The following is an 11,851-nucleotide window of genomic DNA, read 5'->3' as shown; positions in this document are numbered from 1 at the left end:
ATGTTCGACGTATCCGTTTGTGAACGACGGTATTCGTGGTGATCGATCGATGACGAACCGACTCGACGAACCGATGGAAATACTGCTGGTCGAGGACAATCCGGGCGACGTTCGGCTGACCCGAGAAGCGTTCAGAGAGGTGCCGACCGACGTGACGCTTTGTGTCTGTACTGACGGGGACGATGCGCTCGAGGAGTTACGCGACCGATCCACGTCGGATTCGATCCCCGTTCCAGACCTCACCCTTCTGGACCTCAATCTCCCGCGGACGAACGGATTCGAGTTTCTGGAGGAAATTCAGGACGACCCGGTACTCGCTCGAATCCCGGTCCTGGTGTTGACGAGTTCGAACGCCGGCGACGACATCCTCGAGAGTTACGAACTCGCCGCGAACGCATATCTCACGAAGCCCACCGATCCCGCGGAGTTCAGTACGATGGTCGAAGCCGTCGTCGACTTCTGGTTCAGGCAGGCGACGCTCCCGCCGGCGACGGCGTAACGACTGTCGGCTTCTACAGGCGGGGCAGGCCGAGTGCCTCGGGATCGTACGGAAATCAAAGATTTCCGTGACTGAGCGGAGCGAAGCTCCGCGAGGTCCGCGAGACCGCCGGTCTCGCTTGATGACGAGACGTCGACGGCGTCTCGAACCACTTGACCCCGAGGGGGTTTACCCTGGCAATTGATGCAGTCGGCTGTCACAGCTTACGGTATGTCACCACAGACCGCGTTCGACGTCGACTTCGATGGAACCGTCGCAGTGATCACGGGTGCGAGTGGGGCGCTGGGAAGCGCCGCCGTCGAGCGTTTCAACGCGGCCGGCGCGACCGTCTGCGGCGTCGACGTCGTCGCTCCCGACGCCGACGACAGCCTGCTCGAACTCGAGGAGGACTCGGGATTTTCCTTCTACGAGGCCGATCTAACCGACGAAGATGACGTCTCGAGGCTCGTCTCCGAAATCGTCGACGACCAGGGGCGGATCGACCACCTGCTCAACGTTGCCGGCACCTGGCGTGGCGGCGATCCGATCGCGGAGACCGACCTCGAGGAGTTCGAACTCCTAATGGACGTCAACCTGAAGACGGCCTTTCTCGCCTCGAAACACGCCCTTCCCCACCTCCGTGAATCGGATGGAGCCATCGTCAGCGTCAGCGCGCGGTCCTCGCTCGAGGGCGGCGAGGGCGACGGTCCGTATCGGATCACGAAAGCCGGCATCCGGCTGCTGACCGAGACGCTCGCGGAGGAAAATCGCGGTACGGTTCGAGCGAACTGCGTGATGCCGAGCGTGATCGATACGCCGATGAACCGCGAAATGATGCCGGACGCGGACCACGAAAGCTGGGTCGACCCGGCCGAAATCGCCGACGTGATGGCGTTTCTCTGTAGCGACGGCGCGACCGTAACCAGCGGCGCAGCCGTCCCGGTCTACGGCGAGGCGTAAACGCGAGCCTGCGGATGGGGACTTCCGTCCGGACACCCGTACTCGAGCGGTGGTCGCCGTCACTCGAGGGAGCAGGGTAATACTGCCGGACAGAACTATTTGAAGATCGGTCACGCTCCTGCGGCCGTCTTCGATGGCGACGACCGCGAATTCGTGACCGACGTCTCACTGACTTCTGTCCGACAGTATAAGGACCGGGACGGCGAACGGACGTCTATGAGTCTCCCGATCGACCCTGCGACGATCGATCCCGACGACTTCGGCGAGAAACAGGCCGTCCTCGAGATGGACCACGAGGAGGCGATCGAACACGTCCGGTCGGTCTGTGAGGACGTCGGTTTCGGCATTCCGGTCGAGTTCTCGCCGTCGGAGCTGTTAAACGAGAAGGTCGACGCCGACCGCGACCCGTACTACGTCCTCGGGGCCTGTAACCCCGACATCGCCGACCGTGCGCTCGAGGAGACGATGCGGATCGGCGGCTTTTTCCCCTGTAACGTGATCGTCTGGCAGGAAGAGCCGGGCCGCCAGCGCGTCTACCACGTCTCCATCATGAAAGTCGCCCGACTACTGGGAATAGCACCGGACAACGACGCCTGGGCCGACATTCTCGACGCGACCGGCGATCTCACCGAGGACGCCTTCGATCGGCTGGAGTCGATCGAAACCGAGACGACCGATTGATACTGTCGGACAGATCTATTTGGAGATCGGTCGCGCTACTGCGGCCGTCCCCGAAGGTGACGGCCGCGAATCCGCGACCGACTTCTTACTGACTGCTGTCCGACAGTATGGGGCGAACTGCTGGCAGTCATTTCCGGAGACCGGGCGCGGTCCCGTGGTTTCCGGTAGACAGTGACAGCAATCCGTATGAGACTCCGACAGCCGGCTTTGGTCGACGCGAGAACGCGATGGCCGGAGAGATGTCAACGTTTACGTATCGACCGCCGCACAACGGTGTATGGACGTTCGAACCGCCTTTTTCGCCCTCCTGCTCGTCGTCCTCGGTGCTATCGCGACCCTGATGATCGCCCCGCTGTTGCAGTACGTGATGGCCGCCGCGCTCCTCGCGTTCGTGCTCTATCCCGCCTACGAGCGACTCGAGCCGCGGCTCGGATCGAAGCTGGCCGCACTGGCGCTGACCGGCGTCGCCGTCGTTGGAGCCGTGATTCCACTCCTTCTCGTCTCGCTGGTCGTCCTCCAGACGGTCGTCTCGTTTCTCGGGACCGTCGACGGCGAGGTCATCGGCGAACGAGCGCGTGAGATCGCCAGAAACGACCTCGGACTCGGCGACGAGTACGTCCGGGCGCTCGAATCGGCGATCCTCGCGGAGGTCGACTCGTCGCTCTCCGGTGCGCTCGAGATCGCGCTGCTCGAGCTGGTCGGACTCGTCAACACGAGCATCGAAATGGGGCTCGGCCTGATCGTGTTCGTCTTCCTGTTGTACTACCTGCTCGCCGACGGCGAGACGTTTCTCGACTGGTTTCGGGACGTCGTCCCGCTCGAGGAGGGGATTCGATCCGAACTGTTCGCTGAGATCAACGTCGTCACCTGGGCGGTGATCAAGAGCCACGTGCTCGTCGCGGTCGTCGAGGGCATTCTGGGCGGGATCGGCTTTTACCTGCTCGGCATCCCGAACGTCGCGTTCTGGACGATCATCATGGTCATCGTCTCGTTCCTGCCGGCGATCGGCGTCTGGCTCGTCTGGGCCCCGGCGGTAGGGTATCTCGCGATGACCGCCGGACCCGTTCCCGCCGTTGTGCTGTTACTCTACGGGATTTCGGTCCTCTCGCTGGTCGACAACTACCTCCGGGCGCTGTTCGTCGATCGGGGTTCCGGACTCCACCCGGCCGTGGTCATCGTGGGCGTCATCGGCGGGATCTACCTGCTCGGAATCATGGGGCTGTTTCTCGGCCCGGTCCTCCTCGCGGTGTTCAAAGCTGGTCTCAACGTATTCAGCAGGCATAACTTCGAAACGCCAACTCCCGCGGCCCCAGACGGGGAGACGCCGATTGCCGAGGAGACGCCGCCGGCCCCCACGGAGTAGCGTTCACACCGCCTCGAGCGCCATCGTCCCGGTCGATTCTCCCAGTCGCACAGGTTTGGTCGTACCACTGCGCCAGAGTGGGTGCGATTCACTCCAGGGAGAACTCGGGAACGGAAATCCCGACCAACGAGTTACGGATCGACTTCCCGCTCGTCGGACCCAGCCTCCCGAGAACCGTGGTCGTCGCTCTCGATCCGTTCGCTCTCCTCGAGTTCCTCGATGTAGCGTTCGGCGTCGTATCGCACGTAGCCGGTGTACAGCATAACGAGCGAGAAGAGGATCAACGGAACGCCAAACAGCAAGAAGAGCGCAGCCAGAATCGTCAGGAGGTCGGTGGGAAGCGCCATACGCCCGCTCGGTTCCGGTCGACTAAAGGCGTTCCCCTCGAGGACACTCCATCGGCGGCCCTGTACCAGCCGTTTCGCAGTGCAGGGAACGTTCGTGAATGCGACGATCGGCCGTCCCTCACAGGCCCCCGTCCTACGGAGTCTTCGAACCGGAAAAGGCGTCGAGACTCGACTGCAGTCCGGCAGCGAGTTCGGATTTCCGACGCAACCGGTCCAGTGAAACCGGGAGCTGGGTTGTGACCGCCGAGACGGCGTCGTGGAACGTTTCGGCCTCGCCGTACTCGCCGGCGAGCGATTCACGCTGACCGAACTCCCGGCCGCCCGCGCTTCCGGGAGCCTCCTCGAAAGCGTTCCGGACGCTCTCGCGGACCTGCCAGACGCCGACGGGGGCCCAGTAGTCGTCGGACACCTCCCGGAGGACGAGACACTTCGCCTGGCGGCCGATCGACTCGAGGTACTCGAGGACGCCGAGTCGGGCGGCGTAGTACGCACCCGCGGTCTCCTCGACGTAGCTCGAGCGTCCCTCGTACCCCTCGCTGGCGCTCGCCATCCAGACGTCGTCGTGTGGGTCGGGGTTCCAGATACTCCCGGGGGCTTTCATCTCGACGAGTTCGAACTCCCAGCGTCCCGGCGCGAGGACGATCCAGTACCGGTTTCCCACGTACTCGTTCGCCCAGACCTGGACCTCGTCGATGCTGGGTGCGTTTCGAATCCGTCCGCGGAGGTACTGACCGACGGTGTCGTCGACCGCGGTGATCGACCACCGCGTGGGGACGAGACGACGCTGTTTCGCCTCGCCCAGCGCGCCCGCAGAGAGGATCGAGTTGATGTCGTAGACGTCGAACCCGCGCCGGTAGAGGTAGGTCATCGCTCCCTGTGCCTGCCAGTCGTCGTCCTCGAGCGTCTTCTTCACCGGTCGCGGAACGTACGGGTTCTCCCGAAGCTCCGCGTTCCGGGCGCTGGCCCGCGGTCCGCGGGGCGTCGCGACGTCCGTCCCCGCATCGAGACCGAGATCCGGCGCGTCGTCGAGCCCGATCTCGAGGTCGACCGGTCGATCCGCGATGGCGACCTCCCGCTGGACGCCGACGAAGCCGTCCCACGCGTCGTGGACGGACGGCGTCAGCCGACTCGCGATGCTCGGCGAGTCGACGTTCGCCCGCTTGCTCGAGTTCAGCAGACCCGTCCGGCGCTGTAACACGTCGTCGATGGCGTACCCCTGCCGGTACCAGTTTCCGTCGGTGACGTACTCCTCGGCCGACTCCTCGTCGCCGACCGGAGAGAGCAATCCGATCGGAATGTCGGGGTAGTTCGAACGCCCGACGAAGATCGATGGCGACGTGGAGCCGACGAGAGTGTCGCCGCTCAGTGCGTCGTCGAACCGCTGCTCGAACTCCGCCAGGTGATCCGTGATCGCGTACGACTTCTCCTTTGCGAGGCGGCGTCGCTCGGCCTCCTCGTCGGGCTCGAGTTCCTCGATGTAGTCGTCGAGGCGCATTCACTCGAGATTGAACGGGGGACCGTTTGAATGTTGAGTTCCACACAGCGAGAGCGGTGGCGCCTCCGGAGTGATACTGTCGGACAGAAGTCAGTGATACGGTTTACTGTACGTCATTGCCGGTGCACCCGCGACTCAGGCGGCGGGTGCGCCGGTACACAGGTACAGTAATCCGTATGAGACGTCGATCACGAATTCGCGGCCGTCGCCGTCGGAGACGGCCGCAGGAGAGCGACCGATCGTCAAATAGTTCTGTCCGACAGTATGAACGGCCGATGGCCCCCGAGGGACTCCCCACCATTGCAATCCGCTTGTAGGTATGACAGATTTCTTATAGAAGTGCCCGGTCACTTGCAGAGACGACCGATCAGCGCCGGCTACTTTCCCAGTGTGGGAAATCGAAGATCGTGGCGGATCTCGATCCGCACAGACTCGACGAACAATCGAGGGGAAATTTGGCTTGAGTATACGTATCAGTAAATCAGGTGAGAGCGCTCGAGGTCGGCGACGCAGTACGAAACAGAAGTGTCAGAGGCACGGCCCAATCGGCGACCGGGCAGTTCACCGACTCGGTGGGCCGCACCTCGAAGGTCAACCCGAGAGATGAAATAGGTATACCCGTGTTTTCTGATTCAGAAAATACCCGGCTAACACAACGGCGGTACCGGCTCACTGCAGTCCCGTTCGAGAGGGGCGACGCGCTCGGTTCTCAAAAGACAACGGTTAAAAACGACGGGCGGGAAGAGCAGAGTATGAGCACCACCGACGATCGAGAGACGCGATCCTGCGTCTCCTGTGGGATCAACATCGCCGGCACGAACGCCGCCGCGTTCAAGTGCCCGGACTGTGGCACCCAGATCTACCGCTGTGCCAAGTGCCGAAAACAGAGTAACCTCTATGAGTGCCCCGACTGCGGGTTCACCGGTCCGTAATCCACTACCACTATGGGAAAAGTAGCCGCCAAAATCAAGGTCATGCCGAACAGTCCCGAAATCGACCTCGACGCACTCCAGGAGCGTCTCGAGAGCTCCCTCCCCGAAGGTGCGAAGATCAACGGCGTCGAGCGAGAAGAGGTCGCGTTCGGCCTCGTGGCGCTCTACCCGACCGTGATCGTTCCCGACGGATCCGGCGGTACCGAAACCGTCGAAGAGAACTTCACCGGCGTCGACGGCGTCGAAAGCGTCGGCGTCGAGAACGTCGGCCGAATTTAGTCCCGGGTTTCCGTTTCCCTCGGGCCCCCGTTTCTAATCAGCCGCGTTCACCTCGAGCAACGCCGATTCCCGCCGGAAGAGGCGGTGTTCGATCACAATCCTTACCACTCCCACCCCGGAAGAGCGGAGCGTGACCGTCCTCACCGACCCCACGAAACGCCGGTGGTTCGCGTGGGGAGCCCTCGCTATCGTCTTCTTGCTCGTCAATCTCCACCGGCTCTCGACGGCCGTCCTCTCAGAGCAACTCACGGCTGATTTCGGAACGACGGCGGCCCAGCTCGGGACGCTCCACGCGTCGTTTTTCCTGATTTACGCGGCGATTCAGATTCCGACCGGGGTGCTCGCCGACCGGTTCGGTCCCCGGTCGGTCGGATCGATCGGCGGGGTCGTCCTGAGTACCGGGGCGATCGGGTTCGCGATCAGTGACGGCTACGTCGGTGCGGTCGTCTCCCGGTCGCTCATCGGTCTGGGCAGTGGCGTCATCTTCGTCTCGATCCTCCGGTTCTGTGCGAACTGGTATCGAGCCGACGAGTTCGCGACGATGACGGGCCTGACCGCCGGCGTCGCCGGCCTCGGTGCGATCCTCGCGACGACGCCGCTCGCGGTCACCGTCGACGCCGTCGGGTGGCGACCGACCGTCCTCGGGTTAGCCGCCGTCGGCTTTCTCGGCGCGACGGCCGTCTTCGTTCTCGCCCGAAACTCGCCCGCCGACGCCGGACTCGAGCCGATCGAGGGCGTCCCCGAACAGCGCTCGATCACGCTCTCGGAGACGAAAACCCATCTGTACAGACTCGCTCGGGATCCGGACCAGTGGCTCCTGTCGGCGATCTTCTTCGCCGGAAACGGAGCGATACTGACGCTCATCGGACTCTGGGGCGTTCCGTACCTCGTCGTCGTCTACGACCTCGACGTGACGACGGCTTCGTTCTACACGTTGCTCGGATCCGCTGGAATCCTCGTCGGTTCGCCCGTCATCGGCTGGATTTCGGACCGGGTGGAACGGCGGATGCTTCCGCTTTCGATCGGGCTCGGGCTGTTCGCGATCGTGTTGAGCATCGTCCCGGTTTTCGGTCGGCCACCGCTTTTCGTCGTCGCCGGAAGCTACCTGCTCAGCGGCCTGCTTTTGGGCACGGTCATGCTCACCCTGTCGATCGTCAAAGAGCGCTACCCCGCGGATGCAAGCGGCGTCGCGACGGCGACCGTCAACGGGGCCGGTTTCGTCGGCGCGACCGTGTTGCCGACCGCGATGGGCGTCGTCCTCGACGCGTACCGGACCGGCGACACCGTCGGCGGCACCGTCGCCTACACCGAACTCGGCTACCGGATCGCGTTCGGACTCCTTTCGGCCGCCGTCGCCGTCGCGTTCCTGTGTTCGCTGTGGCTGTCCCGTCGAACCGAACGAGAGCGTGGCCGCGCTCATCCTGGTGGTCGTGACGGCTGACGGGCATCGACGACACGCCCGCCACACCGCGTTCACGATCACTACCCGGTATTTCTCGCGCCGATCCGAGACGAGGGCGTCGGTTTCGGTCTCGGTCTCGTGATCCTCGAGCGATTTCCGGTTCGCCAAGACAACTGGAGGTCTTCTCCGACGATCAGCCCGGAGGGATGTGGATCGTCGGTTCGTCGGAGACGGTCAGCGTACTCCTCGGTGGGATTCGTGAACCGGCCGGTCGTGACTCGAGACGTCGATACCGCTCGAGCGTCGCAGTGTTACGCTTTTCGTGCCCGTAGCGCTCGAGCGCGGTACTCGAACAGCGAGCGGTGTTCCTCGGGAACGCCGACCGTTTCGGCGTACGGCTCGAGCGTCCGGCGGACGACCTCGACCTCCTCGAAGCCGGCGTCTCGAGCGATCCCCTCGAGGTCGTCACTCTCGTAGAACTCGAGCCGCGATGCGAGCGGTTCGGGTGCGGCGACGGTCCCCCGCAGTTCGGGGTCACTTCCCTCGACGACGATCCGGCCGCCGGGCTCGAGCACGCGGTGAAGTTCTTCGAGGGCAGCGGCCGGATCCGGGAGGAGGCCAAGTACCTTCGCCATCGTCGCACAGGTGAAGGTGTCGTCGTCGAACGGGAGGGCCTCGGCATCAGCCTCATCTACGCGAAGCCGGCCCTCGTCGACCGCCTCGCGGTTGGTTCGGCGGGCGACCTCGACCATCTCGCGGCTGTGATCGACAGCGGCGGCGTGACAACCAGCCTCGAGGGCTAGTTCGAGGAACGCGCCGCCGCCGCAACCGATCTCGAGCAGGTGGTCGTCGGGCGAAAGGTCGAGTTCGTCGAGCAACAGGTGAAAGGCCGGGTAGTGATACAGGGGTTCGCTGTAGGTCTCGCGGGCGTGCTCGCCGGCAGGAGTCCGCGCCTGTCGGTCGGTCAGCCAGTCGCCAAACGACTCGGGGGCCGTGGCCTCGAGCAGCGGCGCGACGAGTTCGTCGGCACACCAGCCGACGAGGTCGGTCGAGTCGTCGATCAGCCGTCCCCAGCCGCGGTGTTCGACCGTGACCTGCGTCCCGTCCTCGAGTTCTTCGAAATCGACGGCGAGTTCCGTCAACTCCTCGGGCGCCCAGGACGCCCCGCACCACTCGAGGACGATGGACTCCCCGGGTTCCCAGACGGTGACCCGGCCGACGTCGAATCCGTCCTCGGCGATCCGTCCGTCCGGACCCGGTTCGAATCGAAACCCGCGTCGGTGAAGACTCGTCTCGAGTTCCTCGATGGTCGTTTCGAAAACCTCGGCGGGCGCTCCGGGCACCGTGTAGCTCGTCGTGATCGTCGTCTCGGTTCGGTCGCTCGCTCGTGATGGATCGGTCATATGTCGCCAGTTTGACTGCAGTCTCTTTCGTTTCGTCACACGTTAGCACTGCCCGTGACGTGTTCTCGGATGTGAAATCGAGTCCTATCCTACAAGGGTTATTATTGTTGGAGTGGAGTTTAATATACTGGAAGGCGTTTCGGCTCGGACGTTCGATATCCCTCCCCGTCCGGACGAGCGTGAGCCGTCGTGTCGAGATCGGTACGCCGGTTCATTGACTCGGTCCGTCGTCACCGGTCCGCACCCACTCGAGGGCTCTGAAGCGCTCCGACGGGTCGTAGTAGCGCATGGCGCCCGGACTGACGGGGAAGACGGGAGCGACAGCTTTCCATAGGTGATACAAGGCAGATGCCCAGATCGAATTGCCGACCGCCGCATACCGACCGATGTCGAACTTCGGTCCGTATCGCAAGTCGGGAATGAGGCCACGGTAGTGAGACAGAAACGTCGAGACTGTCCAGTTCGGTACCTCTTCGTAGAGGTGAACCGATCCGTGATTAGCAGTCTTCTCGACGAGCAGTTCGTACAGTGCCCGGTACCCGTCGCGAGTCCCGTCGGCCACGCCCACTGCGACCACGTTGTCGTCCGTCGCCTCGAGCAGTTCGAACATCCGGGAGTGCGATCGATCCGTCGTGTCGAACACTGACGGTTCACCTGTCATCGTCGTTCGAGTGGGCGTTTCGGGACCAGTGAGCGTGGCCGGGGGAAGGCGAAACCGCCGACGCCGGTGCAACACAGTTCGCGACCGGACTCGCGCCCATCGGGCGGAATTGGAGTCGGCTGTAATGCGTCAACCTGCTCGGTGGGGTGTTCGCCCAGACTCGTACACAGCATACGAAGTGTCGTACTGCCTACTCGTTTTTCTCCCTGTTCACTTCGAATGTGGTGGTTTTCGAGGGTGATTCTTTGGATTCCAAACCAGTTACCCGTCGGCACGTGGCCGAGGGTGACACAATACGTATAGTAACAACTGAAACGAGTTACACACCGATCGCCGATTCGTCCCGCGATCGGGTGTCCAATGACGTTCAGTGGCTACTATAGTTCACCCTCGAGACAGATCGTCGCCGAGTTCTTCAGTTGTCGCTCCAACACGAATCCGTCCGGTGACCACGTGCCGTCGCGGCGCGTTCAGCCGTCCCGGTTCCGATTCGCACCGAGGTCCGCCTGCGAAACGATCTCGGCTCCCGGTTCGGAGAGTTCGACGGTGACGTCCCCGTGGACGGCCTTGCTGATCTCGTCGACGTTACCGGCCAGTACCGTCAGGATGTCGCGGGGGTTCGAGTACAGGAGCATGTTTCCATCCTGGCCCTCGGCGACGAGTTGCGTGTCGTTCAGGACGATCTGATCGTTCTGGATCGTGGCGGCGACGACCGGCAGCGCCGCGGGTTTTCCGTGTTCGTCGTCGCGTACCTTCCGGATGTGGACTTCCTCGAGGTCGATGACTTCTTTGTACTCTTTGATTCGCTCGGCACAGGCGACCATGTCCTCTAATAGTGCCGACTTTTGTGCCCCTGGCTCGTGGTCGCCGTCGAGACAGTGCTGACAGACGCGCAGTTCGATTCGCATTGTGAGTAGGTTGTCACTCGAGGCCGATGAGGATTCCGTTCTGGAGACCGGACGCCGGAGTCAGCGGGACTGTCGGAAACCAGTCCCGGTGCCACCTCGATCGGACTGGGGGTACACCGGTCAATCGGGACACCAATCCCTATTCGATCGCCCGATTAGCAACGTCCCGGATTGCGTCGGTGCCCCGGTCGACGTAGCCGCCGTGGAAACAGATCGTCCGATCGATCTCGAGGGTCGCGAGTTCGGCGACCGACTCGAGGGCCCGATCCATTTCGGGCGTAAACTCGGGTTTCGGCCCCGAGAGCGGTTCCTCGCCGTCGGCCACGAGCGCGTCGCCGGCGATCAGCAACCCGCCCTCGGGAACGTAAAGCGACACGTGCCCGGGCGCGTGGCCGGGCGTCTCGACGACTTCCATCGGTCCAGAGAGCGTCGGAATACGCACCCCGCCGGTGAGTTCGACGTCGACTGCAGCCGGCGGGTAGCGGTCCCCGCTTCCCTTGATCGGATCGCGTGAACCCGTCACGAACGGCGCTTCCTCCCGGTGTGTCGCGACGACGGCGTCGACTCGCTCGAGCAGTTCCGAGAGTCCGCCCGCGTGATCGCCGTCGTGATGTGTCAGGACGACCAGCCACACGTCGGCCAGTTCGTACCCCAGGCTCTCGAGGTGAACGGAGAGCGGGTCGACGGCTCCCGGTGGCCCGACGTCGATCAGAACGAGTCCGCGGTCGGTCTCGACGGCCGTCGGCGTGATCGTGAGTTCGCGGCCGCCGTACTCGACGCTGATCGGAAGGACGTGAACGCCCGCCTTTTCTTCGCGTGGCATACGGGTACGTTCACAGAATAATCGAGGCGGATGCCACGGGGCTTGACCCCGTGGAGGAAGCTGACACTCCATTCGACAAACCACGTTTGATGACAAGTTCGACTCTCCCTATCCTACAC

General features: G+C 63.3%; 13 protein-coding genes and 1 pseudogene. 7 read left to right on the top strand and 7 right to left on the bottom strand.

Annotated features, from left to right (window positions below; all coding sequences use genetic code 11):
* Window positions 1-49: 49 nt before the first annotated feature.
* The 4 genes from EA473_RS15225 (at window position 50) to EA473_RS15210 (ending at window position 3,482) form a co-directional block, all read left to right on the top strand.
* Window positions 50-499 (top strand): response regulator, encoded by a 450-nt coding sequence (locus tag EA473_RS15225; RefSeq protein WP_124196509.1) that lies wholly within the window; start codon window positions 50-52, stop codon window positions 497-499.
* Window positions 500-709: 210 nt separating this feature from the next.
* Window positions 710-1,438 carry an SDR family oxidoreductase gene (locus tag EA473_RS15220; protein WP_124196508.1) on the top strand — a complete coding sequence of 243 codons (729 nt, stop codon included), beginning with the start codon at window positions 710-712 and terminating at the stop codon, window positions 1,436-1,438.
* Window positions 1,439-1,654: 216 nt separating this feature from the next.
* Window positions 1,655-2,119, top strand: coding sequence for a DUF302 domain-containing protein (locus EA473_RS15215; RefSeq protein ID WP_124196507.1), 465 nt, complete (start codon window positions 1,655-1,657; stop codon window positions 2,117-2,119).
* Between the two features lie 277 nt (window positions 2,120-2,396).
* Window positions 2,397-3,482 carry an AI-2E family transporter gene (locus EA473_RS15210; RefSeq protein ID WP_124196506.1) on the top strand — a complete coding sequence of 362 codons (1,086 nt, stop codon included), beginning with the start codon at window positions 2,397-2,399 and terminating at the stop codon, window positions 3,480-3,482.
* A gap of 131 nt (window positions 3,483-3,613) precedes the next feature.
* Here EA473_RS15210 and EA473_RS15205 read toward each other — a convergent pair whose 3' ends face one another.
* Both EA473_RS15205 and EA473_RS15200 read right to left on the bottom strand, forming a co-directional pair.
* Complete coding sequence (locus EA473_RS15205) at window positions 3,614-3,829, bottom strand: hypothetical protein (RefSeq protein ID WP_124196505.1); 216 nt, start codon at window positions 3,827-3,829, stop codon at window positions 3,614-3,616.
* Between the two features lie 133 nt (window positions 3,830-3,962).
* Window positions 3,963-5,324: an Nre family DNA repair protein gene (locus EA473_RS15200; protein ID WP_124196504.1), complete on the bottom strand. Its 1,362-nt coding sequence runs from the start codon at window positions 5,322-5,324 to the stop codon at window positions 3,963-3,965.
* Window positions 5,325-6,076: 752 nt separating this feature from the next.
* Between EA473_RS15200 and EA473_RS15195 the strand changes: the two genes are divergently transcribed.
* The 3 genes from EA473_RS15195 (at window position 6,077) to EA473_RS15185 (ending at window position 7,976) form a co-directional block, all read left to right on the top strand.
* Window positions 6,077-6,256 (top strand): HVO_2753 family zinc finger protein, encoded by a 180-nt coding sequence (locus EA473_RS15195; protein WP_124196503.1) that lies wholly within the window; start codon window positions 6,077-6,079, stop codon window positions 6,254-6,256.
* Window positions 6,257-6,268: 12 nt separating this feature from the next.
* Window positions 6,269-6,535, top strand: coding sequence for an elongation factor 1-beta (locus EA473_RS15190; protein WP_124196502.1), 267 nt, complete (start codon window positions 6,269-6,271; stop codon window positions 6,533-6,535).
* Window positions 6,536-6,665: 130 nt separating this feature from the next.
* The gene (locus tag EA473_RS15185) at window positions 6,666-7,976 is read left to right on the top strand and encodes an MFS transporter (RefSeq protein ID WP_124196501.1); all 1,311 of its coding nucleotides are present in this window, start codon (window positions 6,666-6,668) and stop codon (window positions 7,974-7,976) included.
* Window positions 7,977-8,110: 134 nt separating this feature from the next.
* On the opposite strand, the pseudogene EA473_RS23255 reads toward EA473_RS15185, so the two are convergent.
* The 5 genes and pseudogenes from EA473_RS23255 to EA473_RS15160 all read right to left on the bottom strand — a co-directional run.
* A pseudogene (locus EA473_RS23255) lies at window positions 8,111-8,215 on the bottom strand (restriction endonuclease); the annotation flags it as partial.
* 33 nt (window positions 8,216-8,248) lie between these two features.
* Complete coding sequence (locus tag EA473_RS15175) at window positions 8,249-9,340, bottom strand: methyltransferase domain-containing protein (RefSeq protein WP_124196500.1); 1,092 nt, start codon at window positions 9,338-9,340, stop codon at window positions 8,249-8,251.
* Window positions 9,341-9,551: 211 nt separating this feature from the next.
* Window positions 9,552-9,983, bottom strand: coding sequence for a SpoIIAA family protein (locus tag EA473_RS15170; protein WP_207890196.1), 432 nt, complete (start codon window positions 9,981-9,983; stop codon window positions 9,552-9,554).
* 488 nt (window positions 9,984-10,471) lie between these two features.
* A complete protein-coding gene (locus EA473_RS15165) occupies window positions 10,472-10,909 on the bottom strand; it encodes a hypothetical protein (RefSeq protein ID WP_124196499.1) in 438 nt (145 codons plus the stop codon).
* 139 nt (window positions 10,910-11,048) lie between these two features.
* Window positions 11,049-11,732 (bottom strand): MBL fold metallo-hydrolase, encoded by a 684-nt coding sequence (locus EA473_RS15160; protein ID WP_124196498.1) that lies wholly within the window; start codon window positions 11,730-11,732, stop codon window positions 11,049-11,051.
* Between the last annotated feature and the right edge of the window lie 119 nt (window positions 11,733-11,851).

Origin of the sequence: Natrarchaeobius chitinivorans (assembly GCF_003841505.1) — an archaeon.
GTDB classification, from domain to species: Archaea; Halobacteriota; Halobacteria; order Halobacteriales; family Natrialbaceae; genus Natrarchaeobius; species Natrarchaeobius chitinivorans.
The sequence above is the reverse complement of the archived record's forward strand: the minus strand, read 5'-3'. Positions and strand labels throughout refer to the sequence as shown.